The sequence below is a fragment of the Mixta mediterraneensis genome, assembly GCF_030283135.1.
In the GTDB taxonomy this organism is placed as follows: domain Bacteria; phylum Pseudomonadota; class Gammaproteobacteria; order Enterobacterales; family Enterobacteriaceae; genus Pantoea; species Pantoea mediterraneensis.
This window is the reverse complement of the sequence record NZ_JASUAZ010000012.1, coordinates 65632-91654: the sequence shown is the minus strand read 5'-3', so window position 1 is coordinate 91654 and position 26023 is coordinate 65632. Positions and strand designations below refer to the sequence as shown.

Annotated in this window: 28 protein-coding genes; 24 read left to right on the top strand and 4 right to left on the bottom strand. The window is 52.4% G+C overall.

All coding sequences use genetic code 11. The features are described 5' to 3' along the window. Positions 1–9: 9 nt before the first annotated feature. From flgG to flgJ, 4 genes are all read left to right on the top strand, one after another. Positions 10–792, top strand: a complete 783-nt coding sequence (gene flgG / locus QRY16_RS10175) for a flagellar basal-body rod protein FlgG (RefSeq protein WP_193405466.1) — start codon at positions 10–12, stop codon at positions 790–792. A 63-nt stretch (positions 793–855) separates the two neighbouring features. Next, entirely contained in the window at positions 856–1566 is a 711-nt protein-coding gene (locus QRY16_RS10170) for a flagellar basal body L-ring protein FlgH (RefSeq protein ID WP_289776495.1), read from the top strand. 9 nt (positions 1567–1575) lie between these two features. Next, entirely contained in the window at positions 1576–2685 is a 1110-nt protein-coding gene (locus QRY16_RS10165) for a flagellar basal body P-ring protein FlgI (RefSeq protein ID WP_289776494.1), read from the top strand. After that, positions 2685–3629, top strand: a complete 945-nt coding sequence (gene flgJ / locus QRY16_RS10160; RefSeq protein WP_193405463.1) for a flagellar assembly peptidoglycan hydrolase FlgJ — start codon at positions 2685–2687, stop codon at positions 3627–3629. The genes QRY16_RS10165 and flgJ overlap by 1 nt, the downstream gene beginning before the upstream one ends. 15 nt (positions 3630–3644) lie before the next feature. On the opposite strand, the gene QRY16_RS10155 is transcribed toward flgJ, so the two are convergent. Next, positions 3645–3767 carry a hypothetical protein gene (locus tag QRY16_RS10155; protein WP_289776493.1) on the bottom strand — a complete coding sequence of 41 codons (123 nt, stop codon included), beginning with the start codon at positions 3765–3767 and terminating at the stop codon, positions 3645–3647. Here QRY16_RS10155 and flgK point away from each other — a divergent pair. Together flgK and flgL are read left to right on the top strand one after the other, a co-directional pair. Then, a complete protein-coding gene (gene flgK / locus QRY16_RS10150; protein ID WP_289776492.1) occupies positions 3757–5403 on the top strand; it encodes a flagellar hook-associated protein FlgK in 1647 nt (548 codons plus the stop codon). The genes QRY16_RS10155 and flgK overlap by 11 nt on opposite strands. Positions 5404–5417: 14 nt before the next feature. Further along, positions 5418–6383: a flagellar hook-associated protein FlgL gene (gene flgL / locus QRY16_RS10145; protein WP_289776491.1), complete on the top strand. Its 966-nt coding sequence runs from the start codon at positions 5418–5420 to the stop codon at positions 6381–6383. A 150-nt stretch (positions 6384–6533) separates the two neighbouring features. On the opposite strand, the gene rne is transcribed toward flgL, so the two are convergent. After that, complete coding sequence (gene rne / locus QRY16_RS10140; RefSeq protein ID WP_289776490.1) at positions 6534–9890, bottom strand: ribonuclease E; 3357 nt, start codon at positions 9888–9890, stop codon at positions 6534–6536. 65 nt (positions 9891–9955) lie between these two features. After that, positions 9956–10162 carry a hypothetical protein gene (locus tag QRY16_RS10135; RefSeq protein WP_289776489.1) on the bottom strand — a complete coding sequence of 69 codons (207 nt, stop codon included), beginning with the start codon at positions 10160–10162 and terminating at the stop codon, positions 9956–9958. Between the two features lie 300 nt (positions 10163–10462). Between QRY16_RS10135 and rluC the strand changes: the two genes are divergently transcribed. After that, entirely contained in the window at positions 10463–11419 is a 957-nt protein-coding gene (gene rluC / locus QRY16_RS10130; protein WP_289776488.1) for a 23S rRNA pseudouridine(955/2504/2580) synthase RluC, read from the top strand. 11 nt (positions 11420–11430) lie between these two features. Here rluC and QRY16_RS10125 read toward each other — a convergent pair whose 3' ends face one another. Further along, positions 11431–12018, bottom strand: coding sequence for a Maf family protein (locus QRY16_RS10125; RefSeq protein WP_289776487.1), 588 nt, complete (start codon positions 12016–12018; stop codon positions 11431–11433). Positions 12019–12158: 140 nt separating this feature from the next. Between QRY16_RS10125 and yceD the strand changes: the two genes are divergently transcribed. From yceD to lpoB, 17 genes are all read left to right on the top strand, one after another. After that, on the top strand, positions 12159–12680 hold the full coding sequence (gene yceD, locus QRY16_RS10120; RefSeq protein WP_289776486.1) for a 23S rRNA accumulation protein YceD: 522 nt from the start codon (positions 12159–12161) through the stop codon (positions 12678–12680). 14 nt (positions 12681–12694) lie between these two features. Continuing rightward, entirely contained in the window at positions 12695–12865 is a 171-nt protein-coding gene (gene rpmF, locus QRY16_RS10115; protein ID WP_034939285.1) for a 50S ribosomal protein L32, read from the top strand. A 25-nt stretch (positions 12866–12890) separates the two neighbouring features. Beyond that, positions 12891–13931, top strand: coding sequence for a phosphate acyltransferase PlsX (gene plsX / locus QRY16_RS10110; RefSeq protein ID WP_193405455.1), 1041 nt, complete (start codon positions 12891–12893; stop codon positions 13929–13931). Continuing rightward, positions 13932–14885, top strand: a complete 954-nt coding sequence (locus QRY16_RS10105) for a beta-ketoacyl-ACP synthase III (protein WP_193405454.1) — start codon at positions 13932–13934, stop codon at positions 14883–14885. 17 nt (positions 14886–14902) lie between these two features. Beyond that, entirely contained in the window at positions 14903–15835 is a 933-nt protein-coding gene (gene fabD, locus QRY16_RS10100) for an ACP S-malonyltransferase (protein WP_289776485.1), read from the top strand. A 10-nt stretch (positions 15836–15845) separates the two neighbouring features. Then, positions 15846–16580 (top strand): 3-oxoacyl-ACP reductase FabG, encoded by a 735-nt coding sequence (gene fabG, locus QRY16_RS10095; protein WP_289776484.1) that lies wholly within the window; start codon positions 15846–15848, stop codon positions 16578–16580. A 153-nt stretch (positions 16581–16733) separates the two neighbouring features. Continuing rightward, positions 16734–16970, top strand: coding sequence for an acyl carrier protein (gene acpP, locus QRY16_RS10090; RefSeq protein WP_193405451.1), 237 nt, complete (start codon positions 16734–16736; stop codon positions 16968–16970). A gap of 84 nt (positions 16971–17054) precedes the next feature. Then, complete coding sequence (fabF, locus tag QRY16_RS10085) at positions 17055–18296, top strand: beta-ketoacyl-ACP synthase II (protein ID WP_193405450.1); 1242 nt, start codon at positions 17055–17057, stop codon at positions 18294–18296. Positions 18297–18412: 116 nt separating this feature from the next. Beyond that, entirely contained in the window at positions 18413–19225 is an 813-nt protein-coding gene (gene pabC, locus QRY16_RS10080; RefSeq protein WP_289776483.1) for an aminodeoxychorismate lyase, read from the top strand. Further along, entirely contained in the window at positions 19222–20241 is a 1020-nt protein-coding gene (mltG, locus tag QRY16_RS10075) for an endolytic transglycosylase MltG (RefSeq protein WP_289776482.1), read from the top strand. The genes pabC and mltG overlap by 4 nt, the downstream gene beginning before the upstream one ends. Continuing rightward, complete coding sequence (gene tmk, locus QRY16_RS10070) at positions 20231–20866, top strand: dTMP kinase (protein WP_289776481.1); 636 nt, start codon at positions 20231–20233, stop codon at positions 20864–20866. Before mltG ends, tmk begins: the two co-directional genes overlap by 11 nt. Next, entirely contained in the window at positions 20863–21852 is a 990-nt protein-coding gene (holB, locus tag QRY16_RS10065; protein ID WP_289776480.1) for a DNA polymerase III subunit delta', read from the top strand. The genes tmk and holB overlap by 4 nt, the downstream gene beginning before the upstream one ends. Positions 21853–21869: 17 nt before the next feature. Then, positions 21870–22661: a metal-dependent hydrolase gene (locus QRY16_RS10060; RefSeq protein WP_289776479.1), complete on the top strand. Its 792-nt coding sequence runs from the start codon at positions 21870–21872 to the stop codon at positions 22659–22661. A 284-nt stretch (positions 22662–22945) separates the two neighbouring features. Then, the gene (gene ptsG, locus QRY16_RS10055) at positions 22946–24379 is read left to right on the top strand and encodes a PTS glucose transporter subunit IIBC (RefSeq protein WP_289776478.1); all 1434 of its coding nucleotides are present in this window, start codon (positions 22946–22948) and stop codon (positions 24377–24379) included. 288 nt (positions 24380–24667) lie between these two features. Continuing rightward, the gene (hinT, locus tag QRY16_RS10050) at positions 24668–25018 is read left to right on the top strand and encodes a purine nucleoside phosphoramidase (protein ID WP_289776477.1); all 351 of its coding nucleotides are present in this window, start codon (positions 24668–24670) and stop codon (positions 25016–25018) included. A gap of 21 nt (positions 25019–25039) precedes the next feature. Continuing rightward, a complete protein-coding gene (locus tag QRY16_RS10045) occupies positions 25040–25408 on the top strand; it encodes a YcfL family putative periplasmic lipoprotein (protein ID WP_193405442.1) in 369 nt (122 codons plus the stop codon). Between the two features lie 10 nt (positions 25409–25418). Next, the gene (gene lpoB, locus QRY16_RS10040) at positions 25419–26018 is read left to right on the top strand and encodes a penicillin-binding protein activator LpoB (RefSeq protein WP_289776476.1); all 600 of its coding nucleotides are present in this window, start codon (positions 25419–25421) and stop codon (positions 26016–26018) included. The last annotated feature ends 5 nt before the right edge of the window (positions 26019–26023 follow it).

Sequence of the window (26023 nt, the reverse complement as noted above, 5' to 3'; positions counted from 1 at the left end):
GATAACAACATGATTCGTTCTTTATGGATCGCCAAAACCGGTCTTGATGCGCAGCAAATGAACATGGACGTGATTGCCAACAACCTGGCAAACGTCAGTACCAACGGTTTTAAGCGCTCACGTGCTGTATTTGAAGATCTGATGTACCAAACCATGCGCCAACCGGGCACGCAGTCGTCTGAGCAGACCACACTGCCGTCCGGGTTACAGATTGGTACGGGTGTGCGCCCGGTGACCACTGAACGCCTGCATACCCAGGGCAATCTGTCGCAGACCGATAACTCAAAAGACATCGCCATCAACGGTCAGGGTTATTTCCAGATTCAGATGCCAGACGGCACCTCGGCGTATACCCGCGATGGTTCGTTTCAGGTGGATCAGAATGGTCAGTTAGTGACGAACTCCGGTTTCCCGGTGCAGCCTGGCATCACTATTCCTGCTAACGCGACAAGCATCACTGTTGCACGCGATGGCGTGGTAAGCGTAACGCAGCAGGGGCAAACCCAGGCGACACAGGTGGGGCAGTTAACGCTGAGCACCTTTATGAACGATGCTGGTCTCGACAGCGTAGGTGAGAACCTGTACCAGGAAACGCAGGCGTCAGGTGCGCCTACCGACAGCACGCCGGGTCAGAATGGCGCGGGACTTCTGTATCAAGGCTATGTGGAAACGTCGAACGTCAATGTGGCGGAAGAACTCGTCACGATGATCCAGACGCAGCGCGCGTATGAGATCAATAGCAAAGCGATCAGTACGTCTGATCAGATGCTGCAGAAATTAACCCAGCTGTAAAGCTGGTGGTAAGGGCCAGCGTCGGCTGGCCTGAAGAACAGACAGAGATAAGGTCGTAATTCCGTGGCGAAGCAACAGATTCTCAAGCCTGGACATTGGTTAGTAGCCACGCTGCTGCTGACTGTTAACGGTTGTGCGTTAGTGCCGCGCACACCGCTGGTAGAAGGAGCGACCACAGCCCAGCCGCTGCCGTCGGCGCCGCCAGTGGTCAACGGCTCCATTTTCCAGGGTGTTGCACCACTCAACTATGGCTACCAGCCGCTGTTTGAGGATCGTCGCCCGCGTAATATTGGCGATACCTTAACCATTACGTTGCGGGAAAATGTTAGCGCCAGTAAAAGTTCCTCTGCCAATGCCAGTCGTGACGGCAGCAACAGCTTTGGCTTAAGCACCGTGCCAACCGCACTGACGGGTCTGGTGGGGGCCAGTGGAGAAAAAGCGAACCTTGGGATGGAAGGTAAAAATGATTTCGCAGGGAAAGGTGGCGCATCAGCGAATAACACCTTTACCGGCACGATTACCGTCACTGTGGATCAGGTGTTATCAAACGGCAACCTCCATGTGGTGGGTGAAAAACAGATCGCCATTAATCAGGGCACCGAGTTTATTCGCTTCTCGGGCGTAGTGAACCCACGCACGATCAGCGCCAGTAACGCAGTGTTGTCAACGGCGGTCGCCGATGCACGTATTGAGTACGTCGGTAACGGTTATATCAATGAAGCGCAGACTATGGGTTGGCTGCAACGCTTCTTCTTAAATATCTCGCCGATGTAAGAGGTTACGATGAAAAAGTTAACGCTTCTGCGTTTCGGTCTGTGCCTGTTGCTGGGTGTAAGCCTGCTGGCTCAGGCCGATCGTATCCGCGATCTGACCACAGTACAGGGCGTTCGTGACAATCAGCTGCTGGGTTACGGTTTGGTGGTGGGCCTTGATGGCACAGGTGACCAGACCACGCAAACCCCATTCACTACGCAAACGGTGAATAACATGCTTTCGCAGCTGGGCATTACCGTACCAACCGGCACCAATATGCAGTTGAAAAACGTTGCGGCGGTGATGGTAACGGCAAAGTTGCCTGCTTTTGCGCGTCAGGGGCAGACGCTGGATGTGGTGGTGTCATCGCTGGGGAATGCCAAGAGTTTGCGCGGCGGCACGCTGCTGATGACGCCCATGAAAGGCGTTGATAACCAGGTTTATGCACTGGCGCAGGGCAACATTCTGGTTGGCGGCGCGGGTGCAGCGGCGGGCGGCAGCAGCGTTCAGGTTAATCAGCTGAACGGCGGACGCATTACCGGCGGAGCCACGGTGGAACGAGAACTGCAGAGCAATTTTGGTTCTCAGAACACCATCAACCTGCAGCTGAATAGTGAAGATTTTTCCATGGCACAGCGCATTGCTGATGCGATCAACGCGCGCGGTGGTTATGGCGCAGCGCAACCGCTGGATGCACGTACCGTGCAGATACGCGTATCGCCAAACAACGGCGCGCAGGTGCGTCTGCTGGCTGAGATTCAGAATATTGATGTGGCAATCCCCATCGAAGACGCCAAAGTCATTATCAACTCACGTACCGGTTCTGTGGTCATGAACCGCGAAGTGACGCTGGATACCTGTGCGGTAGCACAGGGCAATCTGTCGGTAACGGTGAATCAGCAGCAAAACGTCAGCCAGCCGGACACACCTTTTGCGGGTGGTCAAACGGTGGTTACGCCGCAAACGCAGATCGATCTGCGTCAGAGCGGCGGCGCGTTGCAACGCGTCAGCGCCAGCGCCAGTCTGAACAGCGTGGTGCGCGCACTGAATGCACTGGGTGCCTCGCCTATCGAGCTGATGTCGATTTTGCAATCGATGCAGAGCGCCGGTTGTCTGCGTGCCAAACTGGAAATTATCTAATGGCTGATACCCCAATGCTGATGAACGCGGCTTATGACAGCCGCTCATTAAACGAACTGAAGCGCCAGGCGAGCAGTGATCCCAAAGGCAAAGCCCTGCAGGTTGCTCGTCAGGTTGAAGGCATGTTCGTACAGATGATGCTAAAAAGCATGCGTGAAGCGTTGCCGCAGGATGGCCTGTTAAGTAATGACCAGACCCGGCTTTATACCTCGCTTTACGATCAGCAACTGGGGCAGGAGATAGGTAAACGCGGGCTTGGACTGGCGGAGACCATTGTCAAACAAATGCAACCCGCCAAAGCACCGGACGAACGCGCCGGAACCGTGCCGATGAAGCTGGACAACAGCTTTATTCTGAGTACCGTTGCGCCAGCGCAGCAGCTGGAGCAAATCGTGCGTAAGGCGATGCCGCGCCTGCCGGTGTCGCCCGCTCATTTGCCCAGCGACAGCAGTGAGTTTATCGCCCAGCTGGCACAACCCGCGCAGGCTGCCAGCCAGCAAAGCGGTATTCCTCATCACCTTATTCTGGCGCAGGCAGCGCTGGAGTCGGGCTGGGGCCAGCGTCAAATTCTCACCCGTGATGGCAAACCGAGTTACAACGTATTTGGTATCAAAGCCAGCGGCGACTGGAAAGGCGAAACCACCGATATTATGACCACGGAATATGAAGGGGGAGAGGCGAAGAAAGTGCGCGCCAGTTTCCGCGTCTATAGCTCCTATTTCGAAGCGTTAACCGATTACGTCAAACTGATCGCTAATAACCCACGTTATGCCGCTGTTGCCAACGCGCAAAGTGCAGAACAGGGTGCGCAGGCGCTACAGGCTGCTGGTTATGCTACCGATCCGAAATATGCACAAAAATTAGTAGGAATGATCCAGCAATTCAAAAGCATGGGCGAAAAAGTGGTGAAGGCGTATAGCCAGAATTTAAATGATTTGTTCTGATTTTTGCCTCAAGTTTCACTTAAGCACGCCGATAATATCATCATAAGCCAGGGAGCGTTTCCGCATGCTGGCACCCATATTGATGACTGCCAGCCCGGTTAACGGACGGGAAATGTAAGGAACCGAAATGTCCAGCATAATTAACTCTGCCATGAGCGGATTGAGTGCCGCACAGGCTGCATTAAGTACCACCAGTAATAACATTACTAATTACACCGTCGCGGGTTATTCACGGCAGACCACTATTCTGGCGCAGGCCAACAGTACGTTACAGGGCAGCAGCTATTACGGAAATGGGGTGAATGTTACCGGCGTACAGCGCGAGTACGATGCTTTTATCACCGCGCAGCTGCGTGGTTCCAGCGCGTCTTATAGTGCGGTAAATAGCCAATACAGCCAAATTTCGAATATTGACGATCTTCTGTCCACATCGACCACCAGCCTTTCCGATTCTATTCAGAGTTTTTTTACTAACCTGCAAAACGTAGTCAGTAACGCGGACGATCCTTCGGCACGCCAGTCCATGCTGAGCGATGCACAGGGCCTGGTGAACCAGTTCCAGTCTTATTCGCAATATCTGACCAATATGCAAAACAGCGTCAACACTGACGTAGCGTCCAGCGTTGATCAAATTAATACCTACACTTCGCAGATTGCCGATCTGAATAAACAAATCGCCAAACTGACAACCAGCAACGGCGATGCACCGAATAACCTGCTCGATCAGCGCGATCAGTTGGTTAATGACCTGAACGATGTTGTCGGCGTAACCGTTTCACAGCAGGATGGCGGCTATGTGGTGTCGATGGCTAATGGCCTGACGCTGGTCAATGGCAGCAAAACAAATACGCTGGTGGCGATGAGCTCCAGTAGCGATCCAACGCGTACTACCGTGGGCTATGTCGATAACATGGCCGGGAATGTTGAGATCCCGGAAAAGCTGCTCACCACTGGCTCGTTAGGAGGAGTGCTGGCTTTCCGCTCGCAGGATTTGGACCTGGTGCAGAACCAGCTGGGTCAGCTCGCCGCAGCTTTTACCACCAGTTTTAACGCAGTGCACAAAGAAGGCTACGACAGCAACGGCGATCAGGGGGTCGATTTCTTCAACATTGGCAGCCCGTCGGTACTCAGCAACAGTAAAAATAGCCAGCCAGGCGCGACCGTGACGGCAACGTGGACCGACAGTAGCGCACTGAAAGCGGCGAATTACACCGTAAGCTATGACGGCAGCAACTGGACCGCGACACGCACCTCCGACAATGTGAAGGTCAGTATCACCCAGGATACCGACGACGAAGGTAATACCACGCTGAGTTTTGATGGCCTGCAATTGACCGTTGACGGCACGCCTGCGGCCAAAGACAGTTTTCTGGTGAAGCCCGTGCAGAATGTGATTGGTGGCATGTCGGTGGCTATTACCGATGAATCACAGATTGCCGCTGCCGCTGCGACCGGCGGCGAAAGCGACAACCGCAACGCGCAAAAGCTGCTGGATCTGCAGGATGCGAATCTGGTGAACGGTAACGCGACGCTATCGCAGGCGTATGCCAGCATTGTCAGCACCGTAGGCAACAAAACCAGCTCTCTGGAAACGGCCAGCACCACGCAGGAAAGCGTGGTAAATCAGCTGACCGATCGCCAGCAATCCGTTTCCGGCGTTAACCTTGATGAAGAGTACGCCAACCTGACTAAATATCAGCAATATTACATGGCGAATGCGCAAGTACTGCAAACCGCCAGCGCCATTTTTGATGCCTTGATGAGCATCCGCTAAGGACGGAGGACAGTATGCGTATTAGTACAAATATGATCTTTAACCAGCAGGTTCGCGGGATTACCGATTCGCAATCTTCCTGGCTGAAAGTTGGCGCGCAGCTTGCCAGTGGTCGCCGGGTCACTAACCCGTCTGATGATCCGATTGCGGCTTCACGTGCGGTGGTGCTCTCGCAGGCTCAGGCGCAAAGCAGTCAGTATGCTCAGGCACGCGTTTTCGCCAGTCAGGGGTTGTCGCTGGAAGAAAACGCCCTGAGTGGCGTAACCAGCAGTATCCAGGATGCCCAAACGCTGATTGTTAACGGCTCAACCGGTACGCTGAGTGACGATGACCGGGGTTCGATAGCCACTCAGTTAGAGGGCATCCGTGCACAATTACTTAATCAGGCGAACAGCCAGGATGGTAATGGACGCTATATCTTTGCCGGTTATAAAACAGACAGCGCACCGTTTGTTGATGATGCGATCACGGGCGTGTCTTATGCGGGCGGTACTGACGCGATCACGCAAAAAGTTGACAGCAGCCGTACCATGACAGTTGGCCATACGGGCGATGGCATTTTTATGGCAATTACCGGCAACGCCACGGCAGAACCAGATGGCAGCGCCAGTGAAACTAACCTGTTCGCCATGCTGGACAGTGCAATTGCTGCGCTGAAAACCCCACAGGAAGATGCCGATGAGACGACTAAACAGGCCTTCCAGGATGCAATGGATAAAACCAACCGTGGCCTGAGTAATTCTCTGAACAATGTATTAAGCGTGCGCTCCAGCATTGGCTCGCAGCTGTCTGAACTTGATACGTTGGATGCCCAGGGCGACGATCGGGACCTGATTTACAGTACCCAAATGAGTAGTATGGTGGATGTTGATTACGCTGAAACCATTTCCAGCTATACCATGCAGCAAACCGCGCTGCAGGCAGCATATAAAACCTTTACGGATATGTCCCAGTTATCGCTATTCAAGCTGAATGCTTAAACTGACCCGCAAATTTGAGCAGACTTAAACCGGGTGTGCTCAGTTTCTTCCACCTTCTTCACAAGAGCAGGTGGAATTTTTTTGTCTGCTTTTAGCAGAAATAAAAAACCCCGGTACAAGACCGGGGTGAGACAGTAGCAGCGCAGAGGCTTATGGCTTAGTCGCAGGTGCCGTTGCCTGATGCGTTGCGCTGTGACCGCCAGCAGAGCCTTTACCGTCAAACTGGTACGGAGAACGTGTCCAGTCGCTATGACGAACCGGCTCTGGCTGCCAGGCTGGTGCCGGTGCTTTGGTCATCGGCGCGGAGGCAAAATGCTTCCAGCGAGTGCCATCGTCTGGCACGGCTTGCGGTGCGATGTCACGCGCGGCAACGGGAGCATGTGGTTCGCTGACTGGCATAACCGCCGTTTCCGCTGCAACTGGCGCGTTCAGCACTTCTTCGACCTGTGCTTCCGTTTCCGGGCTCACTTCAATTGCAGACTGCGCTGCAACTTCAGTTGGCTGCTCGTTAACCGGTGCAGCGATCTCAACAGGTTTCTCAATAGCAGGCTCAGACACGTCGGCTGTTGGCTGACCCATAGCTTGATCCTGTTGAACGGCGGGTTCATCAGTGACCGGCGCAGCGGGTTCAGCCTGCTCAGCGATGGCCTCTGCTTTGGCTTCTGCTGCGGCTGGAATCACTGATGGCTCTTCGTTCACAGGAGCTTCAATCGCCGTTGTGTCATCGGTATTTACGATAGTGACCGGCGTTTCAGCTACAGGTTCAGCCTGATGCACGGATGTTTCCTGCGCAACAGGGGTTTCAACAGCAGCAGTAGGCAGGGCGACAGCTGCCGCGGTTTCCTGACGGCTGTAATCCGGCGCTTCATTTAATGCGTCCTGCGTTGCCAGCTCTTCATTTGCCTGGCTAACCGGATAGCGCACCCAAACTTTACCTGACGCCATTTCTGGTGAAGCTGCAGCAGATGTTAACGGCATAGCAGACTGTGTTGGATAACGCTCATCACGATAGCGACGGCGACGTTGTCCACTGACGCGCAGATGACGTGGCGAGCGACGTGAGCGGCGTGGCATATTGGCGCTGTCACGACCTTCATTCTCGTCCTGCTGCTCTTCAACCGGCGTCGCAACAGCCTGTGGCATTTCAATAACCGGCTGCGCCTGACGCGCTTCTTCTGGCTTAGCAGTCACGTCGATCTGTTCCTGCGGCGGCTGGTTCGCATCGTCTACACGTACTTTCTGTGACAGTTGGCGCTGCTTACGACGCGGCATAACCTGTACGCGCTCATCTTCCTGCACTTCCGGCGTTTCAACCACGTTAGCGGGTACGGTCTCAGCCGCTTTGCTCGCCTCCTGCTGGGCTCGCTTCTCTTCCTGACGACGACGCTGGCGCTCAGCACGTTGCTCACGACGCTGTTGCTGCTGCTCGTCACGCTGCTGGCGAGCTTCATCGCTCAGTACAGTGTTACGATCATCGCGTGTCTCGTTCTGTGTCGGTTGACGCTTGTTGCGGCGATTTTCACCAGTGGTATCACGCGGCTCACGATTTTCACGCGGTTCGCGATTTTCGCGTGGTCCACGGTTATCACGGGCTTGCGCATTATCACCGTTACGCGGCGTCCGCTCGCGGCGATTATTGTTGCGACGATTGTTACGACGCTCGCCACGCTGGTTCTCACTTTCTTCTTCCTGAGGCTTTTTCGGCTCGGTCTGGACAGCGACAGGGGCAGCGGTCGGTGCTTCTTCACCTGCAAACAGCTTCTTCAGTCCACCAAACAGACGACCCAGGAAACCGGTGCTGGCTGCTGCGTTCGCTGTGGTTTTCGGGGCAGGTTTTGCCGCCGGTTTCGCTTCAGCTTTTGGTGCTTCAGGGGCAACTTCGACAGGCGCCGGTGGGGCATCAGGCATTACAAAAGCGGCCAGCGCAGGCTGCTCAGGACGACGACGTTCCGCATGCTCTTCTTCAGACGGCATCGCCATTTCTGCTTCATGCAGTTTTGGCAGGTGATAGCTGAGGGTTTGCGTTTCTTCACCGTTACGCACGCGTAACACCGAATAGTGCGGCGTCTCCATGCGGTCATCTGGCACGATTACCGCGCGGACACCGCCCTGGCGTTTCTCGATCGCATTGACGGCTTCACGTTTTTCGTTCAGCAGGTAAGAGGCGACCTGAACCGGCACAATCGCGCGGACTTCTTTAGTGTTGTCTTTCAGGGCTTCTTCTTCAATCAGACGCAGAATAGACAATGACAGCGACTCGTTATCACGGATGGTGCCGGTGCCGCTACAGCGTGGGCACACGTGATGACTGGATTCGCCAAGCGACGGACTCAGACGCTGACGGGACATTTCCAGCAGGCCGAAGCGCGAAATATGGCTAATCTGAATACGTGCGCGATCCTGGCGAACCGCCTCACGCAGACGATTTTCTACCGCGCGCTGATGGCGAACCGGTGTCATATCAATAAAGTCGATAACTATCAGCCCACCGAGGTCACGCAGACGTAACTGACGCGCAATTTCATCCGCCGCTTCCAGGTTGGTATTAAACGCCGTTTCTTCGATGTCGCCACCGCGAGTGGCACGGGCGGAGTTAATATCAATCGCAGTCAACGCTTCGGTGCTGTCAATGACAATTGAGCCCCCTGATGGCAGGCGGACTTCGCGCTGGAAGGCGGACTCAATCTGCGACTCGATTTGATAATGGCTGAACAGCGGAATCTCACCGGTGTACAGTTTGATTTTGCTGCTGAAGTCGGGGCGACCGAGAGCAGCGATGTGCTGTCGCGCCAGTTCCAGAACTTTAGGGTTGTCGATGAGGATCTCGCCAATGTCCTGGCGGAGATAATCACGGAAAGCGCGCACAATCACATTGCTTTCCTGATGAATCAGAAACGGAGCAGGACGACTTTCAGCGGCTTTCTTGATCGCTTCCCAGTGTTTGAGGCGGAAGCTGAGATCCCACTGCAGTGATTCGGCGGATTTGCCTACGCCCGCCGTACGAACGATCAACCCCATCCCTTCCGGTAATTCCAGAGCGGATAACGCTTCTTTTAGCTCGGTACGGTCATCACCTTCGATACGACGTGAAATGCCACCCGCGCGAGGATTATTCGGCATCAGCACCAGATAGCTACCTGCCAGAGAGATAAAGGTGGTCAGCGCTGCGCCTTTATTGCCACGCTCTTCTTTATCGATCTGAACAATGACTTCCTGGCCTTCACGTAATACGTCCTTGATGTTTGGACGGCCATGCGCGTTGTAATTGGCTGGAAAGTTTTCGCGGGAAATTTCTTTCAGAGGGAGGAAACCGTGACGTTCTGCGCCGTAATCGACAAACGCAGCTTCGAGACTGGGTTCAATGCGGGTGATTTTACCTTTGTAGATGTTGGCTTTTTTCTGTTCGTGGCCTGGACTTTCAATATCCAGATCGTACAGACGTTGTCCGTCAACCAGGGCAACGCGCAACTCCTCCTGCTGAGTTGCGTTAATTAACATTCTTTTCATCGTGACTTACTCGTTATTCTTTCATGAGTGATTAAAGCTGCGGGCATAGTTACCCTGGACGAGTATCAACCGATGGCCCCGTGACTTAGTGCAATGTCGTCAACCTCACGGTTATCGACCGCGCGAGGGGCGCAAATAACGTCGGTGGCCTGTTTTTCATAAGGAAAAACAGCACCAGATAGTGGAAATGCCAGAGAGAATTTGAAAACCCGTGCATCCCAAACTGCTGTCCAGGCCGCAACCCGCAGCCCGCTAAGTACCTGATTTTGCATTACGTCTTACGCCATTGCTGCGTGTTTGCTCAATCCGGTAAAATAACTAATTTCGCTTTTTCCTGTCCTGAAACGGTTCAGGTAAGAAACTTAAGCATTATTCCATTGCTAACCTTCATATAGCAAGGCGACTTTAATCGCCTGGGAAAGTTTCTTTACATTTACCGCGCTAATAGAGTGGGTGACAGGACGTATCGTAGAAAAAGTCAGCGTCCGTGTCGCTTAAGTCAGCAATACGCAAAGAGTTAAGCACAGAAAAAGGTGTGGCGCTATCTAAGGACACTATTTAGAATCGCCGCCATGAAAACAGAGAATCCTGGCGTACAGCTTGTCGCCATCACGGCTGAAAATGTCGGTCAACGAATCGATAACTTTTTACGCACGCAACTGAAGGGTGTGCCAAAAAGCATGATTTATCGCATCGTGCGTAAAGGCGAGGTGCGGGTAAATAAAAAACGCATCAAACCGGAATATAAACTGGAAGAGGGCGATGAAGTTCGTATTCCGCCGGTACGGGTGGCGGAACGAGATGATGAGGCCGTTTCGCCTAAGCTGGCGAAAGTGGCGTCTTTAGCCGATGCCATTTTGTATGAAGATGATTATCTTTTGGTGTTGAATAAACCTTCAGGCACGGCCGTGCATGGTGGCAGTGGCCTGAATTTTGGTGTCATTGAAGGCTTACGCGCCTTGCGCCCGGAGGCCCGTTTCCTTGAACTGGTTCACCGTCTTGATCGTGATACCTCCGGTATTTTACTGGTCGCCAAGAAACGCTCGGCGTTGCGCTCTTTACATGAGCAATTGCGTGAAAAGGGGATGCAAAAGGATTATTTGGCGCTGGTGCGCGGCAACTGGCCTTCACATCTTAAAGTCGTACAGGCTCCGCTGCTGAAGAATATTTTGCAGAGCGGCGAGCGTGTCGTGCGTGTCAGCGCAGAGGGAAAGCCATCGGAAACACGGTTTAAGGTAGAAGAGCGTTTTGCATTTGCCACCCTGGTGAAAGCAAGCCCGGTCACCGGACGAACGCACCAGATTCGCGTCCATACGCTGCATGCCGGACATCCCATCGCTTTTGACGACCGTTACGGTGAACGAAACTTTGATGACCAGCTTGCACCGACCGGTTTAAAACGTCTGTTTTTGCACGCTGCGGCATTGACGTTTACCCATCCTGGCACCGGAGAGATGATGCGAATGGAAGCGCCGTTAGACGAGGGACTGAAACGTTGCTTACAGAAGTTGCGCCAGCAAAAAAGCTGACGCGCTGCGCCTCAACCTGCTAACGGGTTGAGGCCGACTTCTCGCAACATACCGTTAAGCGCAATCAACGGTAACCCAATCAGTGTATTGGGATCGCGGCCCTCTAATCTGTCAAATAAGCAAATTCCCAGCCCTTCACTTTTAAAACTGCCTGCACACTCAAATGGCTGTTCTTTCTCTATATAGTTTGCAATTTCATCATCGCTTAAATGACGAAAATGCACGGTAAACGGCTCACAACATTGCCTTAAATAGCGGCTGCTGTGATGATAAAGCGCTAACCCGGTATAAAAAGTAACGCTGTTGCCGCTGGCGGCACGTAATTGCGCCTGGGCATTTTCAATCATATGCGGCTTGCCGGTAATTTTCCCCCCTAATACACAAACCTGATCGGATCCGATAATCCAGTGCTCTGGATATTTTTCAGCTTGTGCCTGCGCTTTAGCAACGGCAAGGCGCGTAACCAGCCTTTCTGCCGTTTCATCCGGGAAAGCGGTCTCATCAACCTGCGGTGAATCAGTAATAAAAGGCAGGCCGAATTTCGTTAATAACGCCCGACGATATGGCGAGGTTGAAGCTAAAAGAATCGATGCCGTCATTTTTTTTCAATATTGATAGCGAATTGGTGACAGTCATTTTAAACTGTGCGCCGCACTGGATGCGAATAGTGGTTGAAAGATGCTGTTAAACGGCCTTTTTCTTTGACTCTATGACATTACAAAGTTAATATGCGCGCCCTATGCAAAAGGTAAAATTACCCCTAACGCTGGACCCTGTCCGCACCGCTCAAAAACGCCTTGATTATCAAGGCGTGTACACGCCTGAACAGGTGGAGCGCGTGGCCGAGTCGGTCGTTAGTGTGGACAGTGATGTAGATTGCTCCATGTCGTTTGCGGTTGACAGCCAACGTCTGGCTGTGCTGACAGGTACGGCTGATGTTCAAGTGACGTTACGCTGCCAGCGCTGCAATCAGGTGTTTCCGCACCATGTCCACGTAAGCTATTGCTTTAGTCCTGTCTTTTCTGAAGAGCAGGCCGAAGCGTTGCCGGAAGCGTACGAACCGGTCGATGTCAACGAATACGGTGAAATTGACCTGTTGGCGGTTATTGAGGATGAAGTGATCCTCGCGCTGCCTGTCGTTCCGGTGCATGATTCTGAACACTGTGAAGTGTCCGAGGCGGACATGGTCTTTGGTAAATTGCCTGCAGAGGCGGAAAAACCAAACCCATTTGCCGTATTAGCCAGTTTAAAGCGTAAGTAATAGGAGTAAGGTCCATGGCCGTACAACAGAATAAACCCACCCGTTCTAAGCGTGGCATGCGTCGTTCGCACGATGCGCTGACCACCACCACTCTGTCAGTAGATAAAGTTTCCGGCGAAACTCATCTGCGTCACCATATCACTGCGGATGGTTACTACCGCGGTCGCAAGGTTATCGTTAAATAAGACTTGCGCTTAGCAAGGCGATACCTTGACACGTTTGACCCTGGCGATTGATGCCATGGGCGGGGACTTCGGTCCTTGCGTGACAGTGCCTGCAGCATTGCAGGCACTGGCCTCTCATTCGCAACTACATCTTCTTCTGGTCGGAAATCCCGACACCTTCACGCCATTGCTTGCCAAAGCGGATTCCTCTTTACTGGGGCGTTTGCAGGTTATCCCTGCCGAATCGGTTATTGCAAGTGATGCACGACCCGCTCAAGCCATCCGTAACAGTCGCGGCAGTTCGATGCGTGTTGCGCTGGAGCTGGTAAAAGAGGGACGGGCACAAGCCTGCATCAGTGCCGGTAATACCGGTGCTTTGATGGGGTTATCAAAAATGCTGTTGAAGCCGCTGGATGGTATTGAGCGACCCGCGTTAATGTCTGTGCTGCCCCACCAGCAGCAGGGCAAAACGGTGATATTAGACTTAGGTGCCAATATTAATTCGGACAGCGTAATGCTGGTGCAGTTTGCGGTGATGGGCGCAGTCATGGCGGAAGAGGTGCTTGGCATTGTAAAACCGCGCGTGGCGCTTCTCAATATTGGTCAGGAAGAGACCAAGGGGCTTGAAAGTATTCGCGAAGCAGCCGCAACCCTGAGAGAATCTCCATACATCAACTATATTGGTTACCTTGAAGGTAACGATCTGCTTACCGGCAAAACGGATGTGCTGGTGTGTGATGGTTTCGTTGGCAACGTGACGTTGAAGACGATGGAAGGCGTGGTAAGAATGTTCCTTTCGCTGCTGAAATCATCAGGGGAAGGTAAAAAACGGTCATGGTGGTTGAAATTGCTGGGACGTTGGGTACAAAAACGTCTGGCGAGGCGCTTTGGCCATCTCAACCCCGACCAGTACAATGGCGCTTGTCTGTTAGGATTGCGCGGAACAGTGATCAAAAGCCATGGCGCAGCCAATCAATGCGCGTTCGCTGTGGCGATAGAACAGGCAGAGCAGGCGGTGCGGCGGCAAGTTCCTGAACGAATTGCCGCGCGCCTTGACGCTGTATTAGCCAGGAGTGACAAAGCCTAGATGTTTACCAAAATTATCGGTACGGGCAGTTATTTGCCCAGCCAGGTCCGCACAAATGCCGATCTGGAAAAAATGGTAGAGACTTCGGACGAGTGGATTGTTACCCGTACCGGTATCCGTGAACGCCGCATTGCCGCGCCGGATGAAACCGTCGCAACCATGGGTTCACAAGCCGCGCAGCGCGCGCTTGAAATGGCCGGTATCGACGCCAGTGACGTGGGACTGATTATTGTTGCTACTACCTCATCCAGTCATGCTTTCCCCAGTTCAGCCTGTATGATTCAGCAAATGCTGGACATTAAAGATTGTGCAGCCTTTGACCTTGCGGCGGCTTGTGCGGGTTTCACTTACGCTTTAAGCGTTGCCGATCAGTACATTAAAAATGGTGCGGTTAAGCATGCGCTGGTCATTGGTGCCGACGTTCTTGCACGTACGCTGGATCCTAACGATCGTGGCACTATTATCCTGTTTGGCGATGGTGCGGGCGCGGTGGTGCTTGGTCAGAGCGAAGAACAAGGCATCATTTCGACGCATCTGCACGCAGATGGGCGTTATGCCCAGTTGCTGACGCTACCTTATCAGGATCGGGCGCAGCAGGATCAGCCCGCTTACCTTACCATGGCGGGCAACGAAGTCTTTAAAGTCGCCGTGACTGAGCTGGCGCATATCGTTGACGAAACGCTGCAGGCCAATAATCTCGATCGCGAAATGCTCGACTGGCTGGTGCCCCATCAGGCAAATCTTCGCATTATTAGCGCAACGGCAAAAAAACTGGGCATGACCATGGATAAAGTGGTTGTAACCCTGGATCGCCACGGTAATACCTCAGCGGCTTCTGTGCCTGGCGCATTAGATGAAGCCGTACGCGATGGCCGTATCAAACGCGGACAATTGATTCTGCTGGAGGCTTTTGGCGGTGGTTTCACCTGGGGTTCAGCGCTGGTTCGCTTTTGATTGAAAGGAATTTGGAAATGACGCAATTTGCTTTTGTTTTCCCAGGCCAGGGTTCGCAGGCCGTGGGCATGTTGACCGAGCTGGCCGCGGCTTATCCGCAGGTAGAAGAGACTTTCCGCGAGGCGTCTGACGCGCTGGGTTACGACCTGTGGCAGCTGGTCAGCCAGGGTCCGGCTGAAGCACTGAATAAAACCTGGCAAACCCAGCCAGCGTTGTTGGCATCATCCGTAGCAATCTATCGCGTATGGCAGCAGCAGGGCGGTGAACAACCCGTTCTGATGGCAGGCCACAGCCTGGGCGAATATTCTGCGCTGGTTTGTGCCGGCGTGTTGACGTTTGCTGATGCTATCAAACTGGTTGAGCTGCGCGGCAAACTGATGCAGGAAGCGGTGCCGGAAGGAACCGGGGCGATGCAAGCCATCATTGGGCTGGATGATGCGTCTATTCGTAAAGCATGCGAAGACAGTGCGCAAGGTCAGGTGGTCTCGCCGGTCAACTTTAACTCGCCGGGACAGGTGGTTATTGCGGGTAATAAAGACGCTGTCGATCGTGCTGGCGCGGCTTGTAAAGCTGCAGGCGCGAAGCGTGCGTTGCCGTTACCGGTCAGTGTGCCTTCTCATTGCGCGTTGATGAAGCCTGCCGCTGACAAGCTGGCCGTTGCGCTGGAAAAAGTGACGTTCAGTGCACCTGCTGTACCGGTCATTAACAACGTTGATGTTAAAGCTGAATCGGATACCGCTGCGATCCGCCATGCATTAGTGCGCCAGCTTTATAGCCCGGTACGCTGGACGGAAAGCGTTGAGGCAATGGCGGCTCAAGGCGTTACGCAATTGCTGGAAATGGGTCCAGGTAAAGTACTGACCGGTTTGACTAAACGTATTGTTGATAGCCTGACCGCAGCCGCTGTTAACGATCCTGCTTCGTTAAAAGCGGCTCTGGAACAGGAATAAGAGGGATAATATGAGTTTTGAAGGTAAAGTTGTGCTGGTCACCGGCGCGAGTCGCGGCATTGGTCGTGCAATTGCGGAAACACTGGCGGCACGGGGTGCCAAAGTTGTGGGAACCGCAACCAGCCAAAGCGGCGCCGATGCTATTAGCGCTTACCTGGGTAACAACGGTAAAGGTTTGATGCTGAACGTGACAGACGCCGCATCGATCGATAGCGTTTTAGAGAAAATTCGCGCTGAATTTGGCGAAGTGGACATTTTAGTCAATAATGCAGGCATTACGCGTGATAATCTGCTGATGCGCATGAAAGACGATGAGTGGCAGGATATTCTTGATACTAACCTCTCTTCCGTCTTCCGTCTTTCTAAGGCGGTTTTGCGTGCCATGATGAAAAAACGCGTGGGGCGTATCATCACCATCGGTTCTGTTGTTGGAACCATGGGTAACGCGGGCCAGGCAAACTACGCGGCAGCCAAAGCGGGTTTGATTGGCTTTAGCAAATCACTGGCGCGCGAAATCGCGTCACGTGGCATTACAGTCAACGTCGTGGCACCGGGCTTTATTGAAACGGACATGACGCGGGCGCTGAATGAAGATCAACGTTCTGGCATTTTGGCGGAAGTACCCGCGGGTCGCTTAGGCGAAGCGCAAGAAATCGCCAATGCTGTTGCATTTTTAGCCTCTGACGAAGCTGCGTACATCACGGGTGAGACGCTGCACGTCAACGGCGGTATGTACATGGTGTGATAATCACGAAATCATTTGCATTATTTGCGGTAAAAACCGCAAAATAGCGTAAAATCGTGGTTTGACCAGCCGGGATTTTGTTGCATCTTTTTCAACATTTTATACACTACGAAAACCATCGCGAAAGCGAGTTTTGATAGGAAATTAAATAGTATGAGCGATATCGAACAACGCGTTAAGAAAATCATTGGTGAGCAGCTGGGTGTGAAAGAGGAAGAAGTGACCCACTCTGCATCTTTCGTAGAAGACCTGGGTGCTGATTCTCTTGATACCGTTGAGCTGGTAATGGCTCTGGAAGAAGAGTTTGATACTGAAATTCCAGACGAAGAAGCTGAGAAAATCACTACCGTTCAGGCAGCGATCGATTATATCAATAGCCATAAAGGCTAATGAATACCGTCAGGCGGTCACTCGACCGCCTGAGTTTTATGTTTGTCCCACATAGTTCTTATTTCCCCTCCCTGGAGGACGAACGTGTCTAAGCGTCGTGTAGTTGTGACCGGTCTTGGCATGTTGTCTCCTGTCGGCAATACCGTAGAGTCTACCTGGAGTGCTCTCCTTGCCGGTCAGAGCGGCATTAACCTGATCGATCATTTTGATACTAGTGCCTACGCAACACGCTTTGCAGGCTTAGTGAGAAATTTTAATTGTGATGATTTCATCGCGCGCAAAGATCAGCGCAAGATGGATGAGTTCATCCAATATGGCGTTGTTGCTGGCATTCAGGCCATGCATGACAGCGGTTTAGTCATAACCGATGAAAATGCAGGTCGTGTTGGGGCGGCAATTGGTTCCGGTATCGGTGGCCTGGGGTTAATTGAAGATAACCACACTTCACTGGTCAACGGCGGCCCGCGTAAAATCAGCCCGTTCTTTGTGCCTTCAACCATTGTAAACATGGTGGCAGGACATTTAACCATCATGTATGGCCTGAAAGGTCCTAGCATCTCTATCGCGACGGCATGTACTTCTGGCGTGCATAATATCGGTCATGCTGCGCGTATTATCGCGTATAACGATGCTGACGTTATGCTGGCTGGCGGTGCTGAAAAGGCCAGTACTCCTTTGGGTGTTGGTGGATTTGGCGCGGCGCGTGCGCTCTCTACCCATAACGAAAATCCACAAGCGGCTAGCCGCCCATGGGATAAAGATCGTGACGGGTTCGTGCTGGGCGACGGTGCTGGCATCGTTGTTCTGGAAGAGTATGAGCACGCGAAGAAGCGTGGCGCAAAAATTTATGCGGAAGTGGTTGGTTTTGGTATGAGCAGTGATGCTTATCACATGACTTCACCGCCAGAAGATGGCGCCGGTGCAGCAGCAGCTATGGTGAATGCACTGCGTGATGCGCAGCTTTCCCCAGCGCAAATCGGCTACGTTAACGCCCATGGCACGTCTACGCCAGCGGGTGACAAAGCAGAAGCGCAGGCCGTGAAATCAGTGTTTGGCGATGCAGCCAAAACGGTGATGGTTAGCTCAACCAAGTCAATGACGGGTCATTTGCTGGGAGCCGCAGGCGCCGTTGAGTCGATTTATTCGATTCTGGCATTACGCGACCAGGCTGTCCCCCCGACCATCAACCTTGATAGTCCGGATGAAGGCTGTGATCTCGATTTCATCCCGCATACCGCACGACAGGTGAGTGGCCTGGAATACACGTTGTGTAACTCCTTCGGTTTTGGTGGCACTAACGGTTCGCTGATTTTCCGTAAAGTATAACCGATGTGATTTGCTTAAAAGGCCCGCAATGCGGGCCTTTTTTATATTAAACACGTTCTGGCATTAATCATCACATCCAGGGATTAATTCAGAGCAGCAATACAGCAGGTCGATAAATGTGGATTAACGGTATTGAACAAAAACAGCTTCCTGCCAACGATCGCGCTGTGCAGTTTGGTGATGGCTGTTTTACCACGGCAGCCGTACAAAACGGGAAAATTCTGTTAATCGAACAACATTTGCAGCGCTTAAAGGACACGTGTGAGCAGCTATGGCTTCCTGAGGTTGACTGGTCACTGCTCGAAAAAGAGATGCGCAGAGCTGCACAAAATCAGCAACAAGCGGTATTAAAAGTGGTGATTACCGCTGGCACTGGTGGACGAGGCTATAGCCGTACCGGTTGCGGCGAATCCACACGGATTATCTCGCTATCGCCATGGCCCCAGCACTATCTTCGCTTACAACAGCAGGGTGTAACGCTTGCTACCAGCCCGATTCGTTTAGCGCAAAACGCACAGTTTGCCGGACTTAAACACCTGAACCGACTTGAGCAGGTCATGATCCGCGCCCATCTTGATCAGACTGATGCAGATGAGGCGCTGGTACTCGACACGCAAGGCCAGGTGGTAGAATGCTGTGCAGCCAATCTGTTCTGGCGCAAAGGTGACACCATATTGACGCCAGATTTATCAATGTCAGGCGTTAATGGAATTATGCGTCGCTACCTGATGATGCAGCTGGAGGCAGCAGGTTTGGCCTGTCAGGTAGTGCAAAGCGAACCCGCAGAAATATTCGCTGCCGATGAAGTGGTTATATGTAACGCACTGATGCCGGTTTTACCGGTTCGACAGATCGATGCGGTGAACTTTACCGGGCGGAAATTGTTTAATCAGTTGCAGATGAGCTGTAAAAAATTGGAAGCAAAATGAGCCGAAGTAAAAAATTTTTCGTCGGAACAGTGGCGATTTTGGGCCTCGCCGCTGCCTTCAGTTACTGGCAGATAAAAGAACTCGCGTCGGCCCCTTTAATCATAAATCAGGAAACCATCTACACGCTTCCTGCGGGAACTGGACGCGTCGCGCTGGAAGCACAACTTGAAAGTCAGCATCTTATTCCTCGCAGCATCTGGTTTGGCCCGTTGCTTAAAGTTGAGCCGGAGCTGGCGTCCTTCAAAGCAGGCACTTATCGTCTGGAGCAGGGCATGACTGTGCGCAGCTTGCTGCAATTGCTGGCAAGCGGTAAAGAAGCGCAATTCCCTTTACGATTCGTTGAAGCCCAGCGGCTCAAAGAGTGGCTGAGTGAGTTACGCAAGGCGCCTTATATCAGGCACACGTTAAAAGACGATCAATTCGCCACTGTCGCCGCCAGCCTCAAGCTTGAACCGAACCAGCTGGAAGGCAGTTTCTTCCCGGATACGTATTTATATACCGCAAACACGGCCGATATAACGTTGCTTGAACGAGCCCATCAGCGGATGAGCACAACGGTTGATGCAGTCTGGAAAGAGCGGGCAGATAATCTGCCTTATAAGAACGAACAGGCTTTAGTCACTATGGCCTCAATGATTGAAAAAGAGACCGGCGTCAGCGAAGAACGCGCCCGCGTAGCATCGGTATTCATTAATCGCTTACGCACTGGCATGCGACTGCAAACCGACCCCACAGTCATTTATGGTATGGGTGATAATTATACGGGTACGCTGACACGTAAAGATCTCGAAACGCCGACCGATTACAATACCTATATCATTAGCGGTTTGCCGCCGGGTCCGATTGCGATGCCAGGCAAAGCGTCATTAGTGGCTGCGGCGCATCCCGAAAAAACCAATTATCTGTACTTTGTTGCAGATGGCAAAGGTGGACACACTTTCACCACCAATCTCGCGAGTCATAATCGCGCCGTTCAGGCTTACCGGTTAGCGCTGAAGGAAAAAAATGAAAAGTAAATTTATCGTCATCGAAGGGCTTGAAGGCGCAGGCAAGACCACCGCACGCAACGCCATTGTCGAAACGCTGCGTGAAAGGGGCATCACAGATATTGTCTTTACACGCGAGCCGGGCGGGACCCCACTGGCGGAGCAGCTGCGTGTGTTGGTTAAGCAAGGTATTGAAGGTGAACAGGTCACGGATAAAGCAGAACTCCTGATGCTCTATGCAGCCCGCGTGCAGCTGGTTGAAACCATAATAAAGCCTGCATTAGCGCGTGGTGCCTGGGTAATTGGCGATCGTCACGACCTCTCTTCACAGGCTTATCAAGGCGGTGGCCGCGGTCTGAATACGCAACTGTTGCGTACCTTGCGTGATGCCGTACTGGGAGATTTTCGCCCCGATCTCACCTTATATTTAGACGTTACGCCGGAAATCGGTTTGCAACGAGCCCGCGCCCGTGGAGAGCTGGATCGCATCGAACAAGAATCGCTGCGATTCTTTGAACGCACTCGCGAACGCTACCTGACGTTAGCGGCTGAAGACGCGAATATTCTTACAGTGGACGCCACACAACCACTCGCTGATGTGACAATGTCACTAAAAGCCGTGTTGTCCGCCTGGCTGGCGGAAAAGTCAGTATGAACTGGTATCCCTGGCTCAGTCAGCCCTATCGTCAGATCATTACCCAGCACCAGGACGGGCGCGGTCATCATGCACTGTTAATTCAGGCAATGAGTGGGCTGGGAGACGACGCGCTGGTCTGGGGGCTCAGCCGCTGGCTGATGTGCCAGCAGCGGGACGGTTTAAAAAGCTGTGGTCATTGTCATGGATGCCAGCTGATGCAGGCCAATACGCATCCCGACTGGTATCGGCTGGAAGCGGAAAAAGGTAAAAGCACGCTGGGCATCGATGCCGTGCGGCAGGTAACCGAAAAAATTTATCATTTTGGTCAGCAGGGAGGCGCCAAAGTTGTCTGGCTGCCTGATGCCGCGCAATTAAGCGAAGCCGCAGCCAACGCCTTACTGAAAACACTGGAAGAGCCGCCTGCAAATAGCTGGTTCTTTCTGACAAGTCGTGAACCTTCGCGCTTACTGGCCACCTTACGCAGCCGCTGTATGACCTTACATTTGACGCCGCCAGATGAACGTCAAAGTTTACAATGGTTGAAAAAGCAGACAGCGCAAGGCGACGATTTATTATTAGCCGTGCTACGTCTGAGCGCGGGGGCGCCTGCAGCCGCGTTGACTTTACTTGAGCCAGCCAGTTTGCAGGCACGTCAAAAATTATTCGAGACGCTACCCGGCGCGCTGCAACAGGATATGTTGCAATTACTGCCAATACTGAATGCCGACGATGCGGCCGCACGCATTGGATGGTTGCTGTCATTATTGTTAGACGCAATGAAATGGCAGCAAGGCGCAACGCAATGGTTAAGCAATGTTGACCACCAGGATGGGGTTGCACTGTTAGCGCAACATTTTTCTGCCAGTGCGCTAAATGCCAGCGCCCACGACTGGATGCAATGTCGGGAGCAGCTGTTACATGTAGCCGCGGTTAACCGTGAATTATTGTTAACCGATCGTTTACTGAGCTGGGCTGATAAACTTAAGCCTGCGTTGGTCGGCTAAACCGAAAGAGAAAAAATATGTTTATTGTGGATTCCCACTGCCATCTTGATGGCCTGGATTATGAAAAAAATCATCGCGACCTGGATGAGGTGATCGCTAAAGCCGCGGCGCGGGACGTGAAGTTTATGCTGGCCATCGCCACGACATTACCTGGCTTTTATACACTCAAAGAGCTGGTTGGCGATCGTGAAAACATTGCACTTTCCTGTGGCGTACACCCACTGAATCAGGAAGAGGCTTACGACGTTGACGAGTTTCGTCGTCTGGCTGCCGATCCGCGTGTGGTGGCATTAGGCGAAACCGGGTTAGATTATTATTACCAGCAAGAAACTAAAGCACAGCAGCAGCTTTCATTTCGCGAACACATCCGCACCGGTATTACGCTGAACAAACCTGTTATCGTTCATACGCGTGATGCCCGGGATGACACCTTAGCGATTCTGCGTGAAGAGCATGTTGAGCGCTGTGGCGGTGTATTACACTGCTTTACTGAAGATCAAGCCACGGCGGCAAAGTTACTGGATATGGGATTCTATATCTCCTTTTCCGGTATCGTGACCTTTCGTAACGCTGAACAGCTACGCGAAGCGGCGCGCTATGTGCCCCTTGATCGCATGCTGGTCGAGACAGATTCGCCGTACCTTGCCCCGGTGCCGTTTCGTGGCAAAGAGAATCAGCCTGCTTATACCCGTGACGTAGCGGATTATCTTGCGGTATTGAAAGGTGTGGATATTGAAACGCTGGCGGAAACCACCACGAAAAACTTTTCCGACCTGTTTCATATTCCACTGAATCGCTTAGGTTTCTGAATAGTTTATTTCAAATTCTGCCGTTAATCGCAGAGTAGCCATGCTGGCCTTGAATATGATGACAAGGCCAGCTTTTTTTCGCTTATAATCCCGCGCAAATCAGTCAGAAGTGCCCTAAGTCACCGCTCCCCCTTCCGGAAGCGTGAGAACTATCAAAGTACGCATTGCTGGTTTATTTTACGTTTCGTAATAAATAACAAGGCGGATACCGCCGACGGGTAAAGAATCCTCCTCTTTACCACGCGCACCGCGCGACATGCACTTATACTCAGGAGCTTTACGCTATGTTCAAAAATGCTTTTGCCAACCTTCAAAAGGTCGGTAAATCGCTCATGCTTCCGGTATCGGTACTGCCGATTGCCGGTATTTTATTAGGTGTCGGTTCGGCGAATTTCAGCTGGTTACCGGTCGTTGTTTCGCATGTGATGGCAGAAGCGGGTGGATCGGTGTTCGCCAATATGCCGCTGATTTTTGCTATCGGCGTTGCGCTTGGCTTCACCAATAATGACGGCGTTGCGGCGTTAGCAGCTGTGGTCGCCTACGGTATTATGGTAAAAACCCTGGCGGTGGTCGCTCCGCTAGTCCTGCATTTACCTGCGACAGAAATAGCAGCCAAACATCTTGCAGATACTGGCGTATTAGGCGGCATCATCGCTGGTTCAATCGCCGCATATATGTTCAACCGTTTTTACCGTATTAAACTGCCAGAATATCTGGGTTTCTTCGCCGGTAAACGTTTTGTACCGATAATCTCCGGTTTAACGGCCATCGTGCTGGGCGTAGTGCTTTCCTTTATCTGGCCGCCGGTAGGCGCTGCAATTCAGACCTTCTCGCAATGGGCGGCATACCAGAACCCGGTAGTGGCTTTTGGTATTTACGGCGTAGTTGAACGTTCACTGGTGCCATTTGGTTTGCACCATATCTGGAACGTGCCTTTCCAGATGCAAATTGGTGAATTTACCAACGCGGCGGGTCAGGTATTCCATGGCGACATCCCGCGTTATATGGCGGGTGACCCAACGGCAGGTAAGCTGTCTGGCGGCTTCCTGTTCAAAATGTATGGTTTGCCAGCGGCAGCCATTGCGATTTGGCATTCAGCCAAACCGGAAAATCGTGCCAAAGTGGGTGGCATCATGATCTCCGCCGCGCTGACCTCGTTCCTGACCGGCATCACCGAGCCGATCGAGTTCTCATTCATGTTCGTGGCGCCGATTCTGTATGGCATTCACGCTATTCTGGCGGGACTGGCATTTCCGGTTTGTATTCTGCTGGGTATGCGTGACGGCACAAGCTTTTCCCACGGTCTGATCGACTTTATCGTACTGAGCGGCAACAGCAGCAAAATCTGGTTGTTCCCGGTTATTGGGGTTATCTACGGTTTGATTTACTACACCGTGTTTCGCGTATTGATCGTTAAGCTGAATCTAAAAACGCCTGGCCGCGAAGAGACAGCGAATGAGCAATCTTTCGCTACGGACAGCGAAATGGCGGGTAAACTGGTCACGGCATTTGGTGGTAAAGAGAACATCACCAATCTTGATGCGTGTATTACCCGTTTACGTGTTAGCGTGACGGACGTGGCGAAAGTGAACCAGACGGAATTAAAAAGCCTCGGCGCGCGCGGCGTAGTGATTGCAGGTTCTGGTGTGCAGGCTATCTTCGGCACTAAATCCGATAATCTGAAAACCGATATGGATGACTATCTCCGCAATAGCTAAGAACCCTAACAGCCCCATCGGAGCGGGGTTTATCGTGGGTTGTATGGCCCCAGCCGAAAACGTAGATGGCTGGGGCGGCCGCTGTCGCTTTTTATTTATAAAACGCCGCTTCATTTTTTATGAGGTGCCATGCAATAAAATGACGGTCGTTAACACAAGCTGGAAGCTGGACCGAAAATCTGCTCTAAAGGCAGGCAATTAATCTAAGAAAAGTGGTCCTGAGGTTGAAAGAAAACAAATTTGTCCCGCATACTGATTGATTGAGACTCAGGCTAAAGGAATTGCATCATGGCTGAAGAAACGATTTTCAGTAAAATTATCCGTCGCGAAATCCCCGCAGATGTGGTTTATCAGGATGACCTGGTTACTGCGTTCCGCGATATTTCTCCTAAAGCACCTACCCATATTCTTATCGTTCCTAATGTGTTTATCCCCACGGCTAATGATGTCATTGAAGCGCATGAACAAGCGTTGGGGCGCATGTTTACCGCTGCGGCCAAAATCGCCCGGGCAGAAGGAATTGATAAAAACGGTTATCGTCTGATTGTTAACTGCAATCAGCACGGCGGACAGGAGGTTTATCATATACATATGCATCTGCTGGGTGGCGCACCGCTTGGTCCGATGCTGTCTAACTGATCGCTGGAACAGGAACATGTCATGCGCCAATGGCTAATCGGTCTGCTGTTGTTGCTCAGCCTGGCGGGCTGTCGCAGCGACAAGCCGATGATCAACACTTCGCAATCGCTGGTAATGGAATCATCGGTGCTGTCGGCAGGTATTATCACCGATGAGCCTGCGCTGGATGAAGAGGATGGGCAGAAACGGGCCAGTAGCATGCTCTACAACCAACGCGAAACGCCGGTGGTTGTACACTATCGTTATTATTGGTATGACGATAAAGGACTGGAAATCACGCCGCGTGAACCGCCACAAACTGTTGCGGTTCCGCCGCTGGGCAGCGTTGCTGTCACGTCCCAACTCGGTAACCTGACCGCCAGTAAGGTTCGTCTCTATCTTTATCTCTGAGGACTGTTACGTGATTCGCAGTGTAAATCGTACTGGAGTGCTGTTGATGGCACTCATTCTTTCGGGTTGTGTGCTGAAACAGCAACCGCCCGCACCGGTTGAACCCACACAGCCGGTTGAACCCACCAAACCCGTTCCACAACCGGAACCCGTTCCTCAGCCGGAGCCGATTCCGCAGCCGCCGAAGCTGAAAACCATTAACTGGGATGCCGGCGTGCAGCCGCTGGTGGCACAGATGCTACAGGCCACTAACGCCAACACCGATGCAGGTAACGTGCTGCTGGTAGACCGCATCAAAAACAGTACCAACGGCGCGCTGCAAAGTGAAAAAGCCACCGATGCGCTGCAAAACGCATTGAAAAACAATGGGAAATATACGCTGGTTTCCGCCGATCAAATTACGCAAGCGAAACAGACTCTGGGTTTACCGGCCGATGACAGCCTCAATTCGCGCAGTAAAGCGATTGGCCTGGCGCGTTATCTGAACGCACAATATGTGCTGTACAGCAACGCTCAGGGCGACGTGAAAACCCCCACGCTGCAAATGCAATTGATGCTGGTGCAGACTGGCGAAATTGTCTGGTCAGGCACCGGGACGGCACAGAATTAACTTAG

What these genes read in the sequence shown, in the direction of transcription:
- yceD (WP_289776486.1), top strand. Translation starts at nt 12,159, where the DNA reads ATGCAAAAGGTAAAATTACCCCTAACGCTGGACCCTGTCCGCACCGCT.
- mltG (WP_289776482.1), top strand. Translation starts at nt 19,222, where the DNA reads ATGAGCCGAAGTAAAAAATTTTTCGTCGGAACAGTGGCGATTTTGGGC.
- holB (WP_289776480.1), top strand. Translation starts at nt 20,863, where the DNA reads ATGAACTGGTATCCCTGGCTCAGTCAGCCCTATCGTCAGATCATTACC.
- pabC (WP_289776483.1), top strand. Translation starts at nt 18,413, where the DNA reads ATGTGGATTAACGGTATTGAACAAAAACAGCTTCCTGCCAACGATCGC.
- fabD (WP_289776485.1), top strand. Translation starts at nt 14,903, where the DNA reads ATGACGCAATTTGCTTTTGTTTTCCCAGGCCAGGGTTCGCAGGCCGTG.
- fabG (WP_289776484.1), top strand. Translation starts at nt 15,846, where the DNA reads ATGAGTTTTGAAGGTAAAGTTGTGCTGGTCACCGGCGCGAGTCGCGGC.
- QRY16_RS10155 (WP_289776493.1), bottom strand. Translation starts at nt 3,767, where the DNA reads ATGCTGGACATTTCGGTTCCTTACATTTCCCGTCCGTTAACCGGGCTG.
- QRY16_RS10060 (WP_289776479.1), top strand. Translation starts at nt 21,870, where the DNA reads ATGTTTATTGTGGATTCCCACTGCCATCTTGATGGCCTGGATTATGAA.
- flgJ (WP_193405463.1), top strand. Translation starts at nt 2,685, where the DNA reads ATGGCTGATACCCCAATGCTGATGAACGCGGCTTATGACAGCCGCTCA.
- QRY16_RS10125 (WP_289776487.1), bottom strand. Translation starts at nt 12,018, where the DNA reads ATGACGGCATCGATTCTTTTAGCTTCAACCTCGCCATATCGTCGGGCG.
- flgL (WP_289776491.1), top strand. Translation starts at nt 5,418, where the DNA reads ATGCGTATTAGTACAAATATGATCTTTAACCAGCAGGTTCGCGGGATT.
- rpmF (WP_034939285.1), top strand. Translation starts at nt 12,695, where the DNA reads ATGGCCGTACAACAGAATAAACCCACCCGTTCTAAGCGTGGCATGCGT.
- QRY16_RS10045 (WP_193405442.1), top strand. Translation starts at nt 25,040, where the DNA reads ATGCGCCAATGGCTAATCGGTCTGCTGTTGTTGCTCAGCCTGGCGGGC.
- QRY16_RS10165 (WP_289776494.1), top strand. Translation starts at nt 1,576, where the DNA reads ATGAAAAAGTTAACGCTTCTGCGTTTCGGTCTGTGCCTGTTGCTGGGT.
- rne (WP_289776490.1), bottom strand. Translation starts at nt 9,890, where the DNA reads ATGAAAAGAATGTTAATTAACGCAACTCAGCAGGAGGAGTTGCGCGTT.
- ptsG (WP_289776478.1), top strand. Translation starts at nt 22,946, where the DNA reads ATGTTCAAAAATGCTTTTGCCAACCTTCAAAAGGTCGGTAAATCGCTC.
- rluC (WP_289776488.1), top strand. Translation starts at nt 10,463, where the DNA reads ATGAAAACAGAGAATCCTGGCGTACAGCTTGTCGCCATCACGGCTGAA.
- flgG (WP_193405466.1), top strand. Translation starts at nt 10, where the DNA reads ATGATTCGTTCTTTATGGATCGCCAAAACCGGTCTTGATGCGCAGCAA.
- tmk (WP_289776481.1), top strand. Translation starts at nt 20,231, where the DNA reads ATGAAAAGTAAATTTATCGTCATCGAAGGGCTTGAAGGCGCAGGCAAG.
- QRY16_RS10105 (WP_193405454.1), top strand. Translation starts at nt 13,932, where the DNA reads ATGTTTACCAAAATTATCGGTACGGGCAGTTATTTGCCCAGCCAGGTC.
- acpP (WP_193405451.1), top strand. Translation starts at nt 16,734, where the DNA reads ATGAGCGATATCGAACAACGCGTTAAGAAAATCATTGGTGAGCAGCTG.
- hinT (WP_289776477.1), top strand. Translation starts at nt 24,668, where the DNA reads ATGGCTGAAGAAACGATTTTCAGTAAAATTATCCGTCGCGAAATCCCC.
- flgK (WP_289776492.1), top strand. Translation starts at nt 3,757, where the DNA reads ATGTCCAGCATAATTAACTCTGCCATGAGCGGATTGAGTGCCGCACAG.
- QRY16_RS10135 (WP_289776489.1), bottom strand. Translation starts at nt 10,162, where the DNA reads ATGCAAAATCAGGTACTTAGCGGGCTGCGGGTTGCGGCCTGGACAGCA.